The organism is Caballeronia choica, assembly GCF_001544535.1.
Lineage (GTDB): Bacteria > Pseudomonadota > Gammaproteobacteria > Burkholderiales > Burkholderiaceae > Caballeronia > Caballeronia choica.
In genome coordinates, this window is sequence record NZ_FCON02000043.1 from 1 (window position 1) to 19,004 (window position 19,004).

General features: G+C 64.7%; 19 protein-coding genes. 4 read left to right on the plus strand and 15 right to left on the minus strand.

From position 1 onward, the window contains the following. The coding region (locus AWB68_RS19530) for a YifB family Mg chelatase-like AAA ATPase (RefSeq protein WP_143281964.1) at positions 1-849 on the plus strand (849 nt) is incomplete at its 5' end. A gap of 356 nt (positions 850-1,205) precedes the next feature. Here the strand turns inward: AWB68_RS19530 and AWB68_RS19535 are convergent. Continuing rightward, the gene (locus AWB68_RS19535; RefSeq protein ID WP_087646046.1) at positions 1,206-1,739 is read right to left on the minus strand and encodes a hypothetical protein; all 534 of its coding nucleotides are present in this window, start codon (positions 1,737-1,739) and stop codon (positions 1,206-1,208) included. Between the two features lie 219 nt (positions 1,740-1,958). Here AWB68_RS19535 and AWB68_RS19540 point away from each other — a divergent pair, with 219 nt between their 5' ends. Next, on the plus strand, positions 1,959-2,495 hold the full coding sequence (locus AWB68_RS19540; protein WP_087645995.1) for a peroxiredoxin family protein: 537 nt from the start codon (positions 1,959-1,961) through the stop codon (positions 2,493-2,495). A gap of 57 nt (positions 2,496-2,552) precedes the next feature. Here the strand turns inward: AWB68_RS19540 and AWB68_RS19545 are convergent, their stop codons facing one another. Genes AWB68_RS19545 through AWB68_RS19555 form a run of 3 tightly spaced genes read right to left on the minus strand, consistent with a single transcriptional unit; the run spans position 2,553 to position 7,206 of the window. Further along, positions 2,553-3,893, minus strand: a complete 1,341-nt coding sequence (locus tag AWB68_RS19545) for a sigma-54-dependent transcriptional regulator (RefSeq protein ID WP_087645996.1) — start codon at positions 3,891-3,893, stop codon at positions 2,553-2,555. A gap of 25 nt (positions 3,894-3,918) precedes the next feature. Further along, positions 3,919-5,889 (minus strand): sensor histidine kinase, encoded by a 1,971-nt coding sequence (locus AWB68_RS19550; protein ID WP_087645997.1) that lies wholly within the window; start codon positions 5,887-5,889, stop codon positions 3,919-3,921. A 33-nt stretch (positions 5,890-5,922) separates the two neighbouring features. Further along, a complete protein-coding gene (locus AWB68_RS19555) occupies positions 5,923-7,206 on the minus strand; it encodes a dicarboxylate/amino acid:cation symporter (protein WP_087645998.1) in 1,284 nt (427 codons plus the stop codon). Between the two features lie 601 nt (positions 7,207-7,807). Here AWB68_RS19555 and AWB68_RS19560 point away from each other — a divergent pair. Continuing rightward, positions 7,808-8,707: a glycosyltransferase family 9 protein gene (locus AWB68_RS19560; protein ID WP_087645999.1), complete on the plus strand. Its 900-nt coding sequence runs from the start codon at positions 7,808-7,810 to the stop codon at positions 8,705-8,707. A gap of 86 nt (positions 8,708-8,793) precedes the next feature. Here the strand turns inward: AWB68_RS19560 and lipA are convergent, their stop codons facing one another. The 3 genes from lipA to AWB68_RS19575 all read right to left on the minus strand — a co-directional run bounded on the left by lipA (position 8,794) and on the right by AWB68_RS19575 (position 10,987). After that, a complete protein-coding gene (gene lipA, locus AWB68_RS19565; RefSeq protein ID WP_087646000.1) occupies positions 8,794-9,801 on the minus strand; it encodes a lipoyl synthase in 1,008 nt (335 codons plus the stop codon). Then, on the minus strand, positions 9,798-10,598 hold the full coding sequence (gene lipB / locus AWB68_RS19570) for a lipoyl(octanoyl) transferase LipB (protein ID WP_087646001.1): 801 nt from the start codon (positions 10,596-10,598) through the stop codon (positions 9,798-9,800). The genes lipA and lipB overlap by 4 nt, the downstream gene beginning before the upstream one ends. Positions 10,599-10,660: 62 nt before the next feature. Next, on the minus strand, positions 10,661-10,987 hold the full coding sequence (locus AWB68_RS19575) for a DUF2917 domain-containing protein (protein WP_087646002.1): 327 nt from the start codon (positions 10,985-10,987) through the stop codon (positions 10,661-10,663). A 239-nt stretch (positions 10,988-11,226) separates the two neighbouring features. Between AWB68_RS19575 and AWB68_RS19580 the strand changes: the two genes are divergently transcribed. Further along, positions 11,227-12,180 (plus strand): transcriptional regulator GcvA, encoded by a 954-nt coding sequence (locus AWB68_RS19580; protein WP_087646003.1) that lies wholly within the window; start codon positions 11,227-11,229, stop codon positions 12,178-12,180. Here AWB68_RS19580 and AWB68_RS19585 read toward each other — a convergent pair. From AWB68_RS19585 to AWB68_RS19620, 8 genes are all read right to left on the minus strand, one after another. Then, positions 12,164-12,460, minus strand: coding sequence for a YbeD family protein (locus AWB68_RS19585; RefSeq protein WP_087646047.1), 297 nt, complete (start codon positions 12,458-12,460; stop codon positions 12,164-12,166). The two genes, AWB68_RS19580 and AWB68_RS19585, sit on opposite strands and share 17 nt — an antisense overlap. 11 nt (positions 12,461-12,471) lie before the next feature. Further along, on the minus strand, positions 12,472-13,374 hold the full coding sequence (locus AWB68_RS19590; RefSeq protein WP_087646004.1) for a D-amino acid aminotransferase: 903 nt from the start codon (positions 13,372-13,374) through the stop codon (positions 12,472-12,474). A 13-nt stretch (positions 13,375-13,387) separates the two neighbouring features. Continuing rightward, positions 13,388-14,614: a D-alanyl-D-alanine carboxypeptidase family protein gene (locus AWB68_RS19595; RefSeq protein WP_087646005.1), complete on the minus strand. Its 1,227-nt coding sequence runs from the start codon at positions 14,612-14,614 to the stop codon at positions 13,388-13,390. A 416-nt stretch (positions 14,615-15,030) separates the two neighbouring features. Then, the gene (locus tag AWB68_RS19600) at positions 15,031-15,657 is read right to left on the minus strand and encodes an alpha/beta hydrolase (RefSeq protein ID WP_087646006.1); all 627 of its coding nucleotides are present in this window, start codon (positions 15,655-15,657) and stop codon (positions 15,031-15,033) included. Positions 15,658-15,671: 14 nt separating this feature from the next. Next, positions 15,672-16,001 carry a (2Fe-2S) ferredoxin domain-containing protein gene (locus tag AWB68_RS19605; protein ID WP_087646048.1) on the minus strand — a complete coding sequence of 110 codons (330 nt, stop codon included), beginning with the start codon at positions 15,999-16,001 and terminating at the stop codon, positions 15,672-15,674. Between the two features lie 29 nt (positions 16,002-16,030). Beyond that, positions 16,031-17,203, minus strand: a complete 1,173-nt coding sequence (locus AWB68_RS19610; RefSeq protein ID WP_087646007.1) for a VanZ family protein — start codon at positions 17,201-17,203, stop codon at positions 16,031-16,033. A 49-nt stretch (positions 17,204-17,252) separates the two neighbouring features. Beyond that, entirely contained in the window at positions 17,253-17,834 is a 582-nt protein-coding gene (locus tag AWB68_RS19615) for an ABC-type transport auxiliary lipoprotein family protein (protein ID WP_235028417.1), read from the minus strand. A gap of 160 nt (positions 17,835-17,994) precedes the next feature. Then, the gene (locus AWB68_RS19620) at positions 17,995-18,954 is read right to left on the minus strand and encodes an MlaD family protein (RefSeq protein ID WP_087646009.1); all 960 of its coding nucleotides are present in this window, start codon (positions 18,952-18,954) and stop codon (positions 17,995-17,997) included. Positions 18,955-19,004 lie beyond the last annotated feature (50 nt).

A 19,004-nucleotide genomic window follows, 5' to 3' on the forward strand; every position in this document is an offset into this window, starting at 1 on the left:
GGCGCGGGCAAATCGATGCTCGCCGCGCGCCTGCCGGGCCTGCTGCCGCCGATGACCGACGACGAAGCGCTGACCTCGGCCGCGATCCTCTCGGCGAGTTCGCTCGGCTTCGCGCCCGAGCAGTGGCGCCAGCGGCCGTTCCGGGCGCCGCATCATTCGTCGAGTTCGGTGGCGCTCGTCGGCGGACGCAATCCGCCTCAGCCGGGCGAAATCACGCTGGCGCACATGGGCGTGCTGTTTCTCGACGAACTCCCGGAATTCGACAGAAAAGTGCTCGAGACGCTGCGTGAACCGCTCGAAGCGGGCCGCATCACGATCTCACGCGCCGCGCAGCAGGCGGACTTCCCGGCCGCGTGCCAACTGGTCGCCGCGATGAATCCGTGCCCGTGCGGCTGGCGCGGCGATCCGAACGGCCGCTGCCGCTGCACACCGGAAATCGCCGCACGCTATCTGCGCAAGCTCTCCGGACCGCTGCTCGATCGCATCGATATCCAGATCGAGTTGCCTGCGCTCACGCAATCGGAGTTATCGGCGCGCAGCAGCGTACGCGGCGAGCCGAGCATGAGCGTTGCGCGGCGCGTCGCCGATGCGCGCGAACGGCAGGTGCAAAGGCAAGGCAAGATGAATCGCGAACTGGACGGCCGCGAAGCAGACGCGGTCTGCCGCCCCGATGGGGCCGGCGAGTCGTTGCTGCGCGAAGCAGGCGAGCGGTTCGGCTGGTCGGCGCGGGCGTATTACCGCGTGCTCAAGGTGACGCGCACCGTGGCGGATCTGGCCGGCGCCGACGTGCCCAGCGCCGCGCATGTCGCCGAAGCAGTCCAGTACCGGCGCGCCATGGCGATCGCCTGAGCGCAAGGCAAGCGTGAAATTCGCTTGTCAAGACTTGACTTATGCACAATCGGCCGCTCCGCACGTTGCTTTCGTCCGATCAAACCGTGAATTTTGGACCTTCCCACAGCACATTGATTTTATTGAACTATTTAATTTGCTTCGATTGAAGGCAAAGTAAGAGAACCCGCGTCAGATGGTCATATGAGCGCTAGCCCACACTGTTTTCCACAAAGTTATCCACAGCGCTTGTGGATAGTCGAAAAAACTCAGATAAATCCTCGGATTAGCGATGAAACCTGCGGTGGAACTTTCAATTTGAGATAGCAGTCTGAGCACGCCCGTTCTGTTCCGGCGACGATATTCGAGGCTTCTCTCTAATAGAGTTTGAAGGAGGTAAAGAACTGGTCCGCCTGCTCCGGCGGCGCGGGTTTGGCGGAGACGATCGCCACCTGATACACGTGCGCGCCACGGGCGACGAACTGTGCATGGATCGCGTGCGCCTCGCGCTGTTCGCCGCTCACTCCCTTGACGTCGATCTCGCTACCGGCTACGCGCCCGCCGGCCGCGAGCTGGATCTGCGTCGCGCGCGCGGACGCCGGCGCGTTCACGTTGCTCGCGAGTCCGTGCTGGAGGAAATCGAGGGCGGCGCGTTGCAACGCCGGATCGGCGCTCGGAAGCACGACGGTGCCGACGGCGAACACGGCGTCGCCGGCTTCGGCGGTCTGCATCTTCATCTTCATCGACTGTCCGGCGATGCGGATTTCCCGTTCGTCGGAGCGGGGTTTGGCCGGCAGTGTGATTTCATAGCCGTCGTCGTTGTTCATGATCGTGCGCCAGTCGTAGGCGGGCGTGCAGGCGAGCAACGCGCCGCCCGCCGCAATGGCACACAGCGCGGATTTAATGGGCATCGAAGCAACGCGAAGGCGCTCACGTACGACTGAATGGCGTGCGAAGAAGGCAAAAATTCGGTTCATGACGAAAAAGCGCGGGAAACCATCATTATCGCTTCTGAATACCGGACCTTTCCCTGCGTCACGAACGTCCAACGCGGATTGGCGCTAAAATAGCCGACACTTCTGGCGCTGTTTCGCGCGCACTCTCCCGTCTTTGGTTTCACGAGGTTCATCATGTCCCAGGCCACCCAGGATTCACCCGCGCGCGGCAAGAGCCCTTTGCGCTATATCGTGATGGCGGTGATCGCGGGCGTGATCGCGTGCACCGGCTACTTCGCGTTCGGCGGCCAGCAGCGCGTTCCCGATGCCACATTCACGCTGCTGTCGGGCCAGAAGATTTCGACTTCCGCCGACCTGAAGGGCAAGGTCTATCTCGTCAACTTCTGGGCGACGAGCTGCGAGACCTGCATGAAGGAAATGCCGGAGATGATCAACACCTACAACCGGTTCAAGGGGCGGGGGCTGGAATTCGTGGCGGTAGCGATGAGCTACGACGCGCCGATGTACGTGACGAACTACACCCAGACGCGCAACCTGCCGTTCAAGGTCGCGATGGACGACGGCAGTGTCGCCAAGCAGTTCGGCAACGTGCAACTGACGCCGACCACGTTCGTGATCGACCGGAACGGCAAGATCCTGAAGCGCTATGTCGGCGAGCCGACCTTCGCCGAACTCGATGCCCTGCTGGACAAGGCACTGAACGCCGCCTGACCGGCTGCATCGGACAGAAAAAACCCGCCATCCGGCGGGTTTTTTTTTCACCGGCGTTCACCGCTCCCCTTCATTCTTCACCGCAAGCCCATACCGCTTGATCTTCTCGTAGAGCGTCGCCTTGCCGAGTTGCAGCCGGTCGGCCGCTGCCGCGACCACGCCGCCGCACTGCTCCAGCGCCTCGCCGATCACCGCGCGCTCGAACTGCTCGGTGCGCTCCTTCAGCGACTGCGTCGCGGCATCGAGCGGGACGGCCGTGTCGTCGATCACGCCGAGCACCATCCGGTCCGCCGCGTTGCGCAGCTCCCGCACGTTGCCCGGCCAGTCGCGCTGCATGAGTTCCGCCCGCTGACGGTCGGTCAGCATCGGCGCGGGACGCTCGTAACGCACGGCGGCATCGAGCAGGAAATGGTCGAAGAGCGGCACGATATCCTCGCGACGCTCCGCCAGCGGCGGCAGCGTGATCGTCACCACGTTCAGCCGGTACAGCAAGTCGCGCCGGAAAGTGCCGTCGGCGACGTGTTCCGCCATGTCGCCCTTCGCCGCCGCCACGACGCGGCAATTCGCGCGAATCGGCTGGTTCGAGCCGAGCCGCTCCAGCACGCCGTCCTGTAGCACACGCAGCAGTTTCACCTGCAACGAAAGCGGCATGCTCTCGATCTCGTCGAGAAAAAGCGTGCCGCCCGACGCGTGCTCGAGCTTGCCTACGCGCCGCTTCTGCGCGCCGGTGAAAGCGCCCGCCTCGTAGCCGAACATCTCGGATTCGAACATCTGTTCCGGCAGCGCGCCGCAATTCACCGCGATGAACGGCTTGTCCCGGCGCGGCGACAAGTCGTGCAGGCTGCGCGCAATCAGTTCCTTGCCCGCGCCAGTGTCGCCGTTGATGAGCACGGATGCGTCAGTCGGCGCGACGTTTGCGATCAGCCGCCGCACCTGTTCGATCGCCGGACTGCGCCCGATGATGCGCGGCGCCACGCTGCTCTGCCCCGCAAGTTCGCGCCGCAGCGCCTGGTTCTCCAGCACGAGCTTGCGGCGCTCCAGCGCGCGGCGCACCGCTTCGATCAGCCGCTCGGAGGCGAACGGCTTTTCGATGAAATCGTAGGCGCCATCGCGCATCGCCTGCACGGCCATCGTAATGTCGCCGTGGCCGGTGACGAGGATCACGGGCACTTCGGGCGCGCGCTCGCGACATTGCGCGAGCAGGTCGAGGCCGCTCGCGCCCGGCAGGCGGATGTCGCTCACGATCACGCCGGGGAAAGCCGCGTCGATCGAGCGCGCCGCCGACTCGACGCTGCCGTGTCCGGCGACGTCGAAGCCCGCGAGTTGCAGGCTTTGCACGCTCGCGCGACGCACGAGTTCGTCGTCTTCGATAAAGATGACCTGCAGGCCAGTCGTCATGTCTTGGTCCCGTTTGCGCAAATGGTCAGGCACGTCGCAGCGTCAACACGAATTCTGCGCCGTGCGAGCGATCGGCGTCGGCCTGGGTGCCGCCTTCCGGGCCGTCCACTTCCGGCACCGCCGCCAGATTCCGCGCAACGAGCGTGCCGCCGTAGTCGCGTGCGATCGCCGACGAAATCGCCAGACCAAGCCCGAGGCCGTGCCCCATCTCCTTCGTCGTGAAGAACGGCTCGAACAGGCGCGGCAGGACATCGGCTGGAATGCCGGGACCATTGTCGCGCACGATAAGTTCGATCGCGCCGTCGCGCATGTCGATGAAGATCGAGATGTGCGGCAAATCGCACGAGGCGGCCGCGTCGAGCGCGTTGCCGATCAGGTTGATCAACACCTGCTCCAGCCGCAAATCCTCGCAGCGCACGAACACCGACGCGTTCTCGCCGCCGAGTTCGGGCGCGACATCGAGCGCGACGTTCTGCATGCGCGGGCGCAGCATCGCGAGGACGTTGCGCAGCGCGCGTGCGACATCGGTGCGCGCATTGCGCGGCCGCGCCTTCGCGACGAACAGCTTCAACTGGTTGGTGATGTGGCCCATCCGCTCGGTCAGCGACGCGATTGCTTCGAGATTCTCCCGCGCCGCCACCTGATCGCCGCGCTCGATCAGGACGCGTGTGTTGTCGGAGAAACTGCGCAACGCCGCGAGCGGCTGGTTCAGTTCGTGCGTGATGCCGGCCGCCATCTGACCGAGCGCGGCGAGCTTGCTCGCCTGGATCAGTTCGTCGTGGGCGGCGCGCAGGTCCTGCTCGGCGCGCGTGCGTTCGCTCACTTCCTTCGTCAGTTGCGCGTTGGCGTCCGACAAATCGGCGGTGCGTTCGGCGACGCGCTGGTTCAACTCCGCATACGCGGTCTGCAGCATCTCGCGGCCGCGGATCATGTCGCGTACGCGCACGCGCCGCATGCGCCAGTAGAACGCGAGCAGGCACAGGGAGACGAGCACCAGCCCCGTTACGATCGCCGACGTGCGCGCGGCGCTTTCGACCGGATCGAGGGGCGCCATCGTGGTCAGTTGCCAGTCCGGCTCGCCGATCGAACGGCGCGTCGCGAGATAGCTCGGCGCATTGCGCCCGGCGCCCACGCGCACGATCTGCGCGTCGCCTGGTAGCGACTTGACGACGGTCAGCGGCAGCGGCGTGATGGTCTGCTGCGCATACTGGCGCGTCGCGAACACGGACGCCTCGATGTTCTTCGGCAGCGGCCGCACCGTGTGGTATTTCCACGCGGGCACGGAGGACAGAAAGATCACGCCGTGATCGTCCGTGACGATGAGCGGCTCGGACGCGTCGGCGCTTTGCAGCCATTCGAGATTGAGTTTCACGACGGCGACGCCGGTCAGTTCGCGCGTGCCTTCGCGGTACACCGGCTGCGAAATGTAGTAGCCCGGCTCGCGCGAGACAGTGCCGAGCCCGAAGAAACGGCCGGTATTGCCTTGCGCTGCGTCAATGAAGTACGGCCGGAACTGATATTCCGAGCCGACGAAGGTGTCCGGCGCGCGCCAGTTGCTCGCCGCGACACACAGGCCGTTCGTGCGGATGATGTAGGTGACGGTCGCGCGGGCGCGGCCGTTGAGGTCTTCGAGATAACGATTCGCGCGTGCGATGTTCGGCGCGTTCGGGTCGTCCAGTACGTCCTGGATGAACGGATGGCGCGACAGCAGGTACGGCAGGTATTCGTAGCGGTCGAGCGTGCTCTTGAGCGTGCTCGTCGTGCGGTCGACGCGCAGCGCGGCGTTGCGCCGCAACTCATCGATACCGCGCTGCCAGGCGATGTTCCAGGTCAGCGCGCAGGCCGCCGCGAGCGCGGCGGCGAGCACGATGAACACAAGCAGGCGGCGCATCACGTGAGCGGATTCCGGGAAACTGGATTCCGCGATTGTGGCATACGCTCCGCGCAGGGACGGCTGCGGCGAAGCATCCGTGGTCCGATGCTTCGCCGTGTTCATGGCCGTATCGTCCGGGAGAGTTGGAAGGCGTGGTTAGCTGACCGTTTCGGCTTCCGTGTCCACCGCGCCGTGAGACAGCGCGTCACGCAGCTTGTCGCGGTCGAGCTCCTTCTCCCACGCCGACACCACGACCGTCGCCACGCCATTGCCGACGATATTCGTCAGCGCCCGGCATTCGCTCATGAAGCGGTCGACGCCGAGGATCAGCACCATGCCCGAGAGCGGGATCGTCGGCACGACGGCGAGCGTCGCGGCGAGCGTGATGAAACCCGCGCCCGTCACGCCGCTTGCGCCCTTCGAGGTCAGCATCGTCACGCCCAGCAGCGTGAGCTGCTGCGTCCACGTGAGGTCCGTGTTGGTCGCCTGCGCGATGAAGAGCACGGCCATCGTCATGTAGATGTTGGTGCCATCAAGGTTGAACGAGTAGCCGGTCGGCACGACGAGGCCCACCACCGAGCGCGAGCAGCCGAGCTTTTCGAGCTTCGCCATCAGTTGCGGCAGCGCGGCTTCCGACGAGCTCGTGCCGAGCACGATCAGCATCTCTTCCTTGATGTACGCGATAAAGCGCAGGATGTTGAAGCCGACGATCCGGGCGATGAGGCCGAGCACCACGACGACGAACACGATCGAGGTCAGGTAGAACGTGCCGACCAGCTTGAGCATCGGCAGCAGCGAGCCGATGCCGTACGTACCAATGGTGAACGCCATCGCGCCGAACGCCCCGATCGGTGCCAGCTTCGTGATGATGCGCACGATGCCGAACAGGATGTGCGAGAAGCCGTCGATGAAGGTCGTCACGATCTTCGCCTTCTCGCCGGCCGTCGCGAGCACGGCGCCGAACAGGAGCGCGATCAGCAGGATCTGCAGGATTTCGCCCTGCGAGAACGCCGACACGAACGTGTCCGGAATGATGTGCATGATGAAGTCAGCCGTCGACTGGCCGTGCGCCTTGGCGGCGTACGAAGCGACCTGCTTGCCGTCGAGGGTCGCCGGATCGACGTTGAAGCCGACGCCCGGTTTCAGGACGTGGGTCGCGACGAGGCCGAGCACGAGCGCGAACGACGAGACGATCTCGAAGTACAGCAGCGCCTTGCCGCCGACGCGGCCGACCTTCTTCATGTCCTCCATGCCGGCGATGCCGGTGACCACCGTACAGAAGATGATCGGCCCGATCACCATCTTGATGAGTTTGATGAACCCGTCGCCGAGCGGCTTCATGTTGACGGCGAAGGAGGGAAAGAAGTGTCCGAGCGCGATGCCGATGGCAATCGCGATCAACACCTGCGCGTAGAGCGTTCTATAGAAAGGTTTCTTCACGATGGTTCCAGGCAGATTTCAGGCAGTTGGCAGGAAGAGCCAGTGGCGATGAGCAAGAGGTGCGTCGGTGCAAAGTTGCCGCACATGAAACGCGCCGCGAGCAGCAGCCAGGCCGCTACGACAACGGTTTCAAGGGCATTTCGAAGGAAGGGGGTGCATCGATTTGTCTCCTTGGATTTTATTGAGCGACCTCGGTGGGCCACGTTTCTATATTGCAAGGGCGATGCCAGTTATTGATCTTGTTAAACGATTGATTTCAAACGACTTTTATTGACGCAAAGACCACTTCAATCCGGCTTTCCGGAATTCCGGAAAGCTCCCGTCCGACGATCCGGACGGCTCCCGGGTTTTCCCCTAGAGCCTTTATCTACGGGCTTTCCCGAGGTTTTTTGTGGATCGCGGCGCGGGTCATGCCCGAGACATTTGTCGGTGAATCCGAACGACCCAGAAGCCCCCGTGAAACCGGCCGTAATAGTTCTAGACCAACGCGCCGTAGAAGCCGAAAAGCGCAACTGAGATAATCTGACACTTCATTCGTGCTATCAAAAGGGCAATAGGAGCCCTCCGATTACTGGGAATTCGCGTTCCCAATGGAGCCTTCATGCGCCTCACCGCTGGCCAAACCATCGCGTTCCAGATGTCGCAGTGCCTCGGCGATTCGCTGCTCGCGATGATCGTCGTCAACAACCTCGCCCGGAACGGCTATCGCGTCGTCGTCTTCGGCGACTACATTCATGCGCTGAAGGACTGGTTTCCTTCGTTCGAGATTCATCCGACGGTCAAGCCCGAACATGCTCACGAAGTGCTCGGCCGCTTCGACGTGCTGCTGCACGCTTATCCGCGCAACGTCGTCGAGGGCACGCGCGACTGGCATCCGCAATGTCTCGTCATGGACGAATGGCCGACCTTCCGGCAGACCAGGAACATGGTGGAGATTCATGCCGACATCTGCCGGCTGGACCTGGGCCTCGCCGATGTCGTGCCGGACAACGGACTGGTTGCGCCCGCTCATCTGCGGCATCGGGTTCACTCGAAACGGGTCGCGATTCATCCAACGGCGAGCCTGCGCAAGAAGATGTGGCTTCCGAAGCGCTTCCTGGCGCTTGCCCTGCGACTCCGAAACAATAATTTCGCCCCTGAAATCGTTGTCGCGCCCTCCGAACGCGACGAGTGGATGCACCTTCAGGACCACGGATTGCCCGTTCGGACGTTTGGTTCGCTAAACGAAGTGGCGGAATGGATTCACGAATCGGCGTGGTTCATCGGCAACGACTCGGGGCTTGCGCATCTTGCGTCGAACGTCGGCGTGCCGGCGATTTCCCTGATGGTGCGAAACAAGATCGCGCGACGCTGGCGGCCGGGCTGGACTTCGAGCCGCGCGGTCCTGCCGTTGCCGATATTGCCCGGGAAGATCGCGAAGGATCTGTTGTGGCAGCGTTTCCTGCCCGTGTCGCGGGTGATGCGGGCATTCGCGGACTTGCGGGCCGCCACCGCGCGTTGAAGGATGCGGTCAGGGAGGCGCCCAAAAACAAAAACCCACGCAAGCGTGGGTTTTTTCATGCGTCGCGATAACGCGGAGGCTTGGGCTTAAACCACGCCCGCGTCGTGCGCCTGCTGATCGGCGTGATAGCTCGAACGCACCATCGCGCCGACCGCCGCGTGCGTAAAGCCCATCTTGTACGCTTCTTCCTCGTACATCTTGAAGGTATCGGGATGCACGTACGAACGCACCGGCAGGTGATGTTCCGACGGTTGCAAATACTGGCCGATGGTCAGCATGTCGACGTTGTGCTCCCGCAGATCGCGCATGACCTGAAGGATTTCCTCCTCCGTTTCGCCAAGGCCGACCATCAGCCCCGATTTCGTCGCGACTTCGGGATGCAGCGCCTTGAAGTCCTTCAGCAGCTTGAGCGAGTGGTGATAATCCGAGCCCGGACGCGCTTCCTTGTAGAGACGCGGCACCGTTTCGAGATTGTGGTTCATCACATCGGGCGGAGCGGCGGTCAGGATGCCGATCGCGCGATCCAGCCGACCGCGAAAATCCGGTGTCAGGATTTCGATGCGCGTCTGCGGCGAATGCTCGCGCACCTGCCGAATGCATTCGACGAAATGCGCCGCGCCGCCATCGCGCAGGTCGTCGCGATCGACGCTCGTGATCACCACGTACTTCAGCTTCAGCGCGCCGATCGTGCGGGCGAGGTTCAGCGGCTCCTCGGTGTCGAGCGGATCGGGCCGGCCGTGGCCGACATCGCAGAACGGGCAGCGGCGGGTGCACTTGTCGCCCATGATCATGAACGTCGCCGTGCCCTTGCCGAAGCATTCGCCGATGTTCGGGCAACTCGCCTCTTCGCACACCGTATGCAGGTTGTGCTCGCGGAGAATCTGCTTGATTTCGTAGAAGCGCGAACTGCCGGTCGCGGCTTTCACGCGAATCCACTCGGGCTTCTTCAACTTTTCGATCGGGACGATCTTGATTGGAATGCGCGCCGTCTTCGCCTGGGCTTTCTGCTTGGCGGTGGCGTCGTAGGCGGCGGGAGCGGCCGGGGTTGAAGAAGCGGTGAATTCGCCTGCCAGGTTTCCGGTTGCGTCAGTCATTCGGTCGATCCATTCAGACGGTCAGGCCGTTCTGCGTTTGAGGGGCGGCTCTCGGGGACGCCGTCGATTTGATGGGTTAGCCGTTCGGCGAGACGCCCGGCCACTTCATGCCAGTCTGCCGCGACGCCGAGCGTCGCCATGTCGACTGTTTCAAGCCCTGCGTAGCCACACGGATTGATCGCGAGAAACGGCTGCAGGTCCATGTTCACGTTCAGGCTCACGCCGTGATAGCTGCATCCGTTACGAATCTTCAGACCCAGCGCGGCGATCTTCGCGCCTTCGTGCAGACTGTGCGGATCGGCATCCGGGCCGCCTGCGAGCGGATTTTCGAACGATCGTGAGACGTAGATCCCGGGCGCGCCGGCCTTGCGATCAGTCGCCAGATTATACGCCGCAAGCGTTTCGATGACGGCCTCCTCGATCCGCCGCACGAGTTCGCGCACCATCAGCTTCCGGCGGCGCAGGTCGAGCAGCAGGTACGCGACCACTTGCCCCGGCCCGTGATACGTGATCTGACCGCCGCGATCCACCTTGACGAGCGGTATGCCGCTATCGGCATTCAGAAGATGCGCCGGGTTGCCGGCCAGGCCGAGCGTGAATACCTGCGGATGCTCCACGAGCCAGATTTCGTCGGGCGTGTCGGGCGTGCGGGCGTCGGTGAACGCGCGCATCGCATCGAAGCTTTGCGGGTAGGGTTCGAGACCGCGCCAGCGCAGGGTGACAGGATGCGCGCCGGAGCCGATGAGGCTCGCGGCGGCGTCAGAATGAAGCGGGGAATGGAGCGGCGTGGCGGACATTGTCGCCGTAGTTTACCCAAATCGCGTGACACCCGCCGCACCATGGTTCACGCGATCAAACCTCAAACGGTCCTCCAGCTCGAACGGAACCGGTCGGCCAGTCGCCCGATGCCGCTTGCGATCCAGTTCATCGCCCGCTGGTCGGTGCGCGGCACGATCGTGAACACGATCTGCGCCGGCCGGTCGCCTTCCACGCTCAGCCAGAGCCGTTCGCGTTCGCGCAGCTTCAGCTTGTCACCGGGGGTGAGCCAGTAATCTTCGGTGTCGTTGCTGCGCGTCGCCCAGACGGCGGCGCCGCACACCGAGAGCCGGGTGCTGCGGGTGATGCGCATCGGCACCGTTTCGCCGGGCTTGATTTCGAACGTAACGCTTGTGGAAATTTCTCGCATGACGGCCTCCGCCGAAGTTTGTTTCCCTGGCTACAATCGTAGGCGCAGCAAGGGGCTACACAAAACGAGCAATTTTCACCGCTATGTGAGATAAATTAGCGAACCAGCCGGTTTGCCACGTGCGCTACGAGATCGGAACGACGCCCGCGGACGAGCATTCGACGTCCCCAACCGAAGCGGCCAGAACCACGCCTGAGCAGCGAGCCGCCGGTGAAACACCACCGTTATGCCAAGGACCCATGGACCTCCGCCAACTCCCCGCCCTCAATGCCCTGCGCGCGTTCGAAGCCGCCGCGCGCCACGAAAGCTTCTCGCGCGCCGCCGACGAACTCTTCGTCACGCATGGCGCCGTCAGCCACCAGGTGCGTGCGCTCGAAGCCGAGCTCGGCGTGCCCCTATTCGCCCGCGACGGCAAGCGCGTGCGCCTGACCGACGGCGGCCGCCAGTACGCGGCCGAAGTCCGCGCGGCGCTCGTCACGCTCGCGGAGGCCACGCGCCAGGTGCGCGCCGGCGACCGCGACCGGCGTCTGGTCGTGTCGATGTTGTCGTCGTTTTCGGCGCGCTTCGTGACGCCGCGCGTCGGCGGATTCATCGAAAAGCATCCGGAAATCGACCTCGAATTGCTGTCGACGAACGCACTTACCGACTTCACGCGCGATGACGTCGACGTCGGGATTCGCTTCGGTTTCGGAAAATACGCGGGGCTGCACGCGGAGAAGCTGCTCGATGAGGTATTTTTCCCCGCGTGTTCGCCGAAGTTCAACGGCGGCAAGCTGCCCCGCGCGCCCGCCGATCTCGGCAACGCGCCGCTGTTGCGCTCGAACGACGAACTGTGGCGCCCCTGGTTCGACGCCGCCGGGCTCACCGAGATGCCGGAGCCCAAGCGCGGCGTGCTATACGAGGATTCTTCGAATTTGCTGCAGGCGGCCATCGACGGCCAGGGGATCGCGCTCGTGCGCCGCTCGCTCGCGATGCATGAAATCGTCGCGGGGCGGCTCGTGCGGTTGTTCAATATCGACGGGCCGAGCCCGTGGACCTACTTCTTCGTCTGCCCGCCGGCCTTGCTCAAGGCGAAGCGGGTGCAGGATTTTCGCGCGTGGATCTTCGATGAAGCCGAGCAGTTCAAGCGCATCTACGAATGCACGCCCTGCGCGTGCGATGCGCCTGTCGCCGAGCTCAGAGCACTATCTTGACCATCGGATGGCCGGTGAGCGCGCGATAGATGTCGTCGAGATGGGCGCGGCTTTGGGCGCGCACGGTGACCGTCAGGCCCGTGTAGTTGCCGCCGGACGACGGCCGCGTTTCGATGCGCGTGACGTCGAACTCGCCGTCGTATTCACGGATCACGGTGACGATCGCGTCGTGGAACTCGGGATGCGCCTTGCCCATCACCTTGATCGGGAAATCGCAGGGGAAATCGAACAGATCGTCGGCGGTTGTAGGGGTGCTCTTGGGTGTTTCGGGGGTAGTCATGGCTTTCTCCTTCACTTCGCGCGCGCGGCCCATTCGCTCAGTTCGCGCGCCTTCGCCCGCTGATAGGCGTCATACAAGGCAGCATAGACCGGGCCGGGCCGTCCCGCGCCGACCGGCTCGCCGTCCAGCAAGGTGATCGGCATCACTTCCTTGGTCGCGGAGCTGATCATGATTTCGTCGGCGTCGCGCAACTCGGCCTCGGTGATATCGCGTTCCTCGAACGGAATGCCGGCTTCCGCGGCCAGTTCCTCGATGAGCGCATAGCGGATCCCTTCGAGAATGCGCGGCCCGCGCGGGGCGCCGAGCAGCCTGCCGCCCTTCACGATCCACACATTCGACGACGACCCTTCCGTCAGCAATCCGTCACGCAACTGGATGGTCTCCAGCGCGTCGTTTTCGGCGGCATGCTGCGCCATCAGCACGTTGCCGAGCAGCGACACCGACTTGATGTCGCAATGTAGCCAGCGCTTGTCTTCGGCGGTGACGGCGCGCGCGCCCTGCTCGCGGCTCTCGGCGCTCGGGAAGGTGAGCGGATTGACCATCATGAAGACGGTCGGCTCGATGCCCGCCGGAAACGCGTGGCCGCGCCGTTTCGCGACGCCGCGCGTCACCTGGATATAGACCAGCGCGTCGCCATCGCCGTGATTCGTTTCGATCGCCCGGGCGATCAGCGCGCGCCAGCCGGCGTCGTCGAACGGGTTATCGATGCGGATCTTGCCGAGGCTGCGCGTGAGCCGCGCCAGATGCTGCGTGAGCCGGAACGGCGCGCGGCCGTCCGGCGTCGCGTACAGCGGCACGACCTCATACACGCCGTCGCCAAAGATGAAGCCGCGATCGAGCACCGGAATGCGCGCTTCGGAAAGCGGTCCCCACACGCCATTCAGGTAGACGGTGGGATCGAAATCGTCGCTCATCGCGGCTGCTCCTTTAAGACTTGCGCTTGTCCCACCACAGCAGCGCTGAATCCCACAGGCGTCCGACCATGCCCGCCTCCGGTACGTCCTGCAACGCGACGAGCGGAATCTGCGCGACTTCCTTGCCGTCCGCCATCATCCTGACGGTGCCGATCTGCTGGCCCTTCTTGATCGGCGCGACGATCAGCGCGTTACGCGTGACCGACGGCTTCACCTTGTCGCCCATGCCCTTCGGCACGGTGATGTACTGATCCGATTCGACGCCCGCCTGCACGTTGTTCGCAGCGCCCTTGTACACGCGCGGCGACTCGATGACCTGACCGGCCTTATAGAGACGCACCGCGTCGTAGGCCGAATAGCCGTAGTTCAGCATCTTCAGGCTGTCCTGCACGCGGTTGTGCTCTTTCGGCTCGCCCATCATCACCGCGACCAGACGTCGGCTCGCGTCGGGCGTGCCGGCCAGCGGACGCTTGGACGTCGCGATCAGGCAATAGCCGGCGCCCTTCGTGTGGCCGGTCTTCAGGCCGTCGACGCTCGGATCGATCCACAGCAGGCGATTGCGGTTCGGCTGCTTGATCTTGTTGTACGTGAAATCGCGCACCGAGAAGATGTTGTAGTAATCGGGGAAATCGCGGATCAGGCGCGTCGACAGCACGGCGAGGTCGCCCGCCGTGGTGTAGTGCTGCGGGTCGGGCATGCCGTTGACATCGGCGAAACGGGTGTTCTTCATGCCGATCTTCGTCGCGGTGGAGTTCATCAGCGCGACGAAGTTCGACTCGCTGCCGCCGACGAGTTCCGCGAGCGCGATGGCCGCGTCGTTGCCCGACTGCACGATCATGCCGTAGACGAGATCGTGCACGGTCACCGGCTTGTTCGCCTCGACGAACATGCGCGACTCGTCGGTGCGCACGCGGCGCACGGCCTCGCTCGGCATGACGGTCTGGTCCATGTTGATCTTCTTCGACTTCAACGCGTCGAAGACGAGGTACGCGGTCATCAGCTTCGTGAGCGAAGCGGGTTCGACGCGCTCATCCGCGTTGCCGGACGCGAGCACCTGGTTGCTGGTGGCATCGACGAGCACCCACGAACGCGCGGTCACGTCGGGCGGCGGCACCTGCGCGAACGCGCTGGCAGCCGCGAGCGCGGCGGGCAACACGACGGCCACGGTAACCGCGCGATGCAACGCGCGTTGTGATGTTTCGGGAACGAAAGAGGACAGGCCGGAAGGGGAAAAGCGCATAGGATCGGGTCGGCAGAAATGGCTTCGGCGCTTCGTCGACATCGGGATGGGTCGGCGAAGCGCAGGTTGAACAGGCAGACTGTCGGGCCGGTCGGGCGCGTGGTTTCGCCGGGTGCAGCGCGGGCGGATGCCGCGGGCGCAGCGAAAAAGCGCTCGTTGGACAGACAGTCGCGCGATCGGTTCTCAAGCGGCAAGAGCGGCGGCGCCACGACAACGCTGTGCGCTGAAGCGGCACTGAACGGTCAGGTTGCAGCGCAAAAAGTCTGCGCCATTATACGCGTCGTGCGGAGCCGTTTTGCTTCGGAAACCGCCCGATGTCCCGCCGATTCGCGTCTTTTTCACAGACGAAAAAAAGCGGCGCGAGCCTTCGAATGGCTTGCGCCGCTACCCTTGTCACGCAGGCGATCCGGCGCGCCTCAGCGCCACGCGTCGACGATCACGCGCTTGAGGATATGCAGCTTGCGATGGAAGAAGTGCTCGCCGCCCGGAATCACGACGACCGGCAGTTCCTGCGGACGCGCCCAGTCATACACCGAGCCAATCGGCACGGTTTCGTCCACTTCGCCGTGGATCACGAGCGTGTTCTCCGGCACCTCGGCCACTTCCCAGCGGCTCGCCGCCGTGCCGACGAACACCATCCGCTCGATCGCCTGCCCCGCGTCGCGCAGATGCTTCGCCGCATGCGACAGCACGAAGGTGCCGAACGAAAAGCCCGCGAGCACGAGCGGCACGTCGGCCTGGCCAGGCTGCGCGCGCATGTGGGCAATCACGGCGAGCAGGTCGTCGCGCTCGCCGATGCCGTTGTCGTGTTCGCCTTGCGTCTGCCCTACGCCGCGAAAATTCGAGCGATAGGTCGTATAGCCGAGTTGCACGAAGGTGCGCGCGAGCGTCTGCGCAACCTTGTTGTCCATCGTGCCGCCGAACAGCGGATGCGGATGCGCGACGAGCACGATGCCGCGCGGCGTGCCTTCGGCGCGATCCAGCGCGACTTCGATCTTGCCCGCCGGGCCGTCGATCAGGAATCTTTCGGTTTGCGCGTTCATGGTTCAGTCCGCGTTCAAGCCGGTTGATCGATCAGAAGCCGCTCGACGATCTTGCCGTTCGCGAGATGCGAATCGACGATCTCATCGATGTCGGTTTCATCCACGTAGGTGTACCACGTCCCTTCCGGATACACGACGAGCGTCGGCCCCAGCTCGCACCGGTCGAGGCAACCGGCCTTGTTGATGCGCACCTTGCCTTCGCCCGCGAGACCGAGTTTCTTCACGCGCTTTTTCGCATGTTCCTGCATCGCCTGCGCGTTGCAGTTCGCGCAGCTCGGGCGCGGCGCATCCGGCTCGCGCTGGTTCAGGCAGAAAAACACGTGGTACTTGTAGAAGGAGTCCATGAGCATCGGCAAAAAAGTGTGTCGGTCGATTATAGCGACCGGTGGGAATCGCCGCCGCGGCGCCGCGCGAGCCACGCGCGCTCCGCGACCGACGCGAGCCAGCCGAGCGCCGCATACGGCCAGATCCACGCGAGCCAGTGCAACAGTCCGTTGAAGTGGAGATAGCGCCCTTGCCGCCAGTCGGCGAGCACGATGTCGAAGTACGGATTCACCGGCAGCACGTTCACCAGCACGAGCGCGACGACGAGCGTCGCGCCCGCGAGCGCCGCACGCAGCGCGCGCGGCAGAGCAAGCGTGAGCATCGCGGCCAGAGCGCCGATCGCGATGCCTTCCAGCGCGCCGTCGGTGGCCCAATCGAATGTCAGGCCCGCGCGCGATTGCAGGAACGACGCGCCCGCCTTCGCGCCGAGCGTCGCGGCGAGCAGCCCGAACATCAGCCGCATGCGCGGGGCGCGCTGGCGCATGCGCAACGTCGCGAGCACGAGCGCCGCGTACAGGTTGCACGACGTGATCAGCGCTTCCCACGCGTCGTCGGGGAGCAGGTTGCCGAAATCGTCCAGCCAGCTTCCGATATCCCACGCGGCGGGCACCCAGGCGAGGATCGCGTCCTGCATCGACGGATCGAGCCCGTCCCACAGCACGCGCGGCAAGTCGCCGAGCGCGAACAGGAACGGCGCGGGGAACATCGTTGCGAACGGCCAGAGCGCGGACAAGCCGAGCACATAGGCGGCGTCGCGCTCGAACCAGGTGAAGCGGATGCGCCGCAACAGGCCGCGATCGAGCAGCATGCTCGTCGCGGGCGCGGTGAGCACGGCGCCGAGCAGCGCGCCGAGCGCGTTCGCCGCGAGATCGAGATTCGACGCGACGCGCGTGGGCAAATAGGTCTGAATCGCTTCCATCGAGCCCGACAGCAGCGCGCCGCCCAGAAACGCGGCGCCCACGGCGATGCCGCTGCGCCAGCGCGGATAAAGCGCGAGCACGACGAGCGCGCCGAACGGCATGTAGCCGAGCACGTTCGTCACGACGTCGAACGCCGTCAGGTATTGCGGAAGCGGATCGGTGAGATACGCGAACGGCCCGAGGCCGAGCGAGCGCCAGCCGGTAAACGGATACAGCGACCCGTAGACGACGAGCGCCGCATACACCCCGAGCGCCTGCCGCGCGAACGTCGACGGACGACGCTGCCATTGCTTGACCGTCATCGGTGACCCGAGCGCGCCGCCGGCCGCGCGCGGACGCAGGACGGCGGCGTCATTGCGACGCGACGAGGGGCTGCGCGCCGAGCCATGCGGTCATCTGCGCGATGAGTTCGTCGGAGGCGGCGGCGAGCGCCTGCGCGCCGCCGGCGGCATCGGCCGTGCTGGCCGGCGCGCGCGTCATGAAAGTGCGCTGCGCGATCACGCGGCCCTGCTGCGAGAGCGTCGCGCGCACCGAGACGACGCCGTGGCTTTCGCTGGGCGCGTCGAACACCTGCTCGAAGCCGATCAGCTCGACTTCGAGCAGCGGCGCGCGCACCGTGTCCGCGCCAGTCAGCACCGGGCCGCGTGCCGCGAGCGCCGCGCGCAGGCGCTGCGTGAGCAAGTGCGCGGGCGGCATCGTCCAGTGGCTGTTCGAATAGACGCCGGTGCGCTGGGCATCGGCGTATTGCAGGCGATAGACGAACGCGTCGGAGTCGAGGTCGCGTGGGGCACTGATGCCGACCACCTTGACCGGCGGCAGGGTGCCGGGCGTGCCGATGTCCGGCGGCGCGCCGAGGTCGTAGCGAATGTTCGATGCCGACGCGGACGGCCCCGACGCGCAGCCGGACAGCGCCGCGACTGTGAGCGCGATCATCACGAAGGGAAAACCGCAGCGCCGCGGCAGCGAGCGCAAGCGGCGCAACGCTTCGAAATTCATGTGTGGCATCACGGTTCCTTGTCTTCGTATGCAAAACGTGTCGGATGTCGCTTCTGCGTCGGTATGAGGGTGGGTTGGATACACCAAAGCCCAGCCACTACTGCGCCACCTTCGCCGGCCAGTTGAACCCCGGCTCACCCGGCCCCGGCGCCTGCACCGGAGCACCAAACAGCACACTCCGCGGATTCGTGCTGAAGGTGTCCGCCGCCCGGTCGATCGAACGCGCCGCGCTACTGACGTCGTCCGCGAACGAATTCACACGCGGCAGCGTTTCATACCCCACCCGCGCCGACAATTCGCGCAGCGACTCGTTCATGTCCGACAGCGCGACGCCCGCCTGTTCCGCCGCCGTGCCCGCCTTGTTCAGGTTCGACACGAACGGCCCGTCCGGCCGGTTCAAGGTCTGAATCAGCACATTGGTCGAAGCAAGCGCCTTGTCCAGTTGATTCAGCGTCGCGGGCAAACGCGCCGTCGCCGGTCCGACCTGGCTCGCCAGCGTCGCGATGCCGTCCGCGGCGCCCTTCAGGCTCTCCGTGGTCGCAAGCAGGTGGTCGCGCACGTCGTCCGAGAGGAATTTGTCCGCGTCGTCGGAGAGGCGTTCGAGCTTGCGCAGGATCACGTCGCCGCGCTGCTGCAACTGATCGAAGATGCCGGGACGCATCGGCACCTCGGCCACGTCTTTCACCGACGACGGCAGCTCGCGCGTGTCGCGGCCGGTATCGTCGAGTTGCACGAACGCGATCCCCGTCACGCCCTGGAAGCCGAGCGTGGCGTAGGTGGAATGCGTCATCGGCGCGTTCTTGTCGACGAGAATCCGGATCCTGATCTGCCCCGGATGCGCGCGGTCGAAGCGAATCGACTCCACCTTGCCGACGCCAAGCCCGCGATAGCGCACGGCGGCATCGGTGAAGAGGCCCGTCACGTTGGTCCGCGCGATCAGGTCGTATGGCACGCGCACGGTGCGATCGACGTTGAAGAAAAACACCGCGAGCGCGATCGCCGTGACGAGACCGATGGTGAAGAGGCCAGCCCAGAACGCATGGGATTTGTTTTCCATCGACAGGTTCCTTTTTCGTGCTCGTTCGTTTGCTACTTTTGTGCGCGCGC

What these genes read in the sequence shown, in the direction of transcription:
- AWB68_RS19540 (WP_087645995.1), top strand. Translation starts at nt 1,959, where the DNA reads ATGTCCCAGGCCACCCAGGATTCACCCGCGCGCGGCAAGAGCCCTTTG.
- AWB68_RS19605 (WP_087646048.1), bottom strand. Translation starts at nt 16,001, where the DNA reads ATGGACTCCTTCTACAAGTACCACGTGTTTTTCTGCCTGAACCAGCGC.
- AWB68_RS19620 (WP_087646009.1), bottom strand. Translation starts at nt 18,954, where the DNA reads ATGGAAAACAAATCCCATGCGTTCTGGGCTGGCCTCTTCACCATCGGT.
- AWB68_RS19580 (WP_087646003.1), top strand. Translation starts at nt 11,227, where the DNA reads ATGGACCTCCGCCAACTCCCCGCCCTCAATGCCCTGCGCGCGTTCGAA.
- AWB68_RS19545 (WP_087645996.1), bottom strand. Translation starts at nt 3,893, where the DNA reads ATGACGACTGGCCTGCAGGTCATCTTTATCGAAGACGACGAACTCGTG.
- AWB68_RS19585 (WP_087646047.1), bottom strand. Translation starts at nt 12,460, where the DNA reads ATGACTACCCCCGAAACACCCAAGAGCACCCCTACAACCGCCGACGAT.
- AWB68_RS19595 (WP_087646005.1), bottom strand. Translation starts at nt 14,614, where the DNA reads ATGCGCTTTTCCCCTTCCGGCCTGTCCTCTTTCGTTCCCGAAACATCA.
- AWB68_RS19615 (WP_235028417.1), bottom strand. Translation starts at nt 17,834, where the DNA reads ATGATCGCGCTCACAGTCGCGGCGCTGTCCGGCTGCGCGTCGGGGCCG.
- AWB68_RS19610 (WP_087646007.1), bottom strand. Translation starts at nt 17,203, where the DNA reads ATGACGGTCAAGCAATGGCAGCGTCGTCCGTCGACGTTCGCGCGGCAG.
- AWB68_RS19560 (WP_087645999.1), top strand. Translation starts at nt 7,808, where the DNA reads ATGCGCCTCACCGCTGGCCAAACCATCGCGTTCCAGATGTCGCAGTGC.
- lipA (WP_087646000.1), bottom strand. Translation starts at nt 9,801, where the DNA reads ATGACTGACGCAACCGGAAACCTGGCAGGCGAATTCACCGCTTCTTCA.
- AWB68_RS19600 (WP_087646006.1), bottom strand. Translation starts at nt 15,657, where the DNA reads ATGAACGCGCAAACCGAAAGATTCCTGATCGACGGCCCGGCGGGCAAG.
- lipB (WP_087646001.1), bottom strand. Translation starts at nt 10,598, where the DNA reads ATGTCCGCCACGCCGCTCCATTCCCCGCTTCATTCTGACGCCGCCGCG.
- AWB68_RS19550 (WP_087645997.1), bottom strand. Translation starts at nt 5,889, where the DNA reads ATGAACACGGCGAAGCATCGGACCACGGATGCTTCGCCGCAGCCGTCC.
- AWB68_RS19590 (WP_087646004.1), bottom strand. Translation starts at nt 13,374, where the DNA reads ATGAGCGACGATTTCGATCCCACCGTCTACCTGAATGGCGTGTGGGGA.
- AWB68_RS19575 (WP_087646002.1), bottom strand. Translation starts at nt 10,987, where the DNA reads ATGCGAGAAATTTCCACAAGCGTTACGTTCGAAATCAAGCCCGGCGAA.
- AWB68_RS19535 (WP_087646046.1), bottom strand. Translation starts at nt 1,739, where the DNA reads ATGCCCATTAAATCCGCGCTGTGTGCCATTGCGGCGGGCGGCGCGTTG.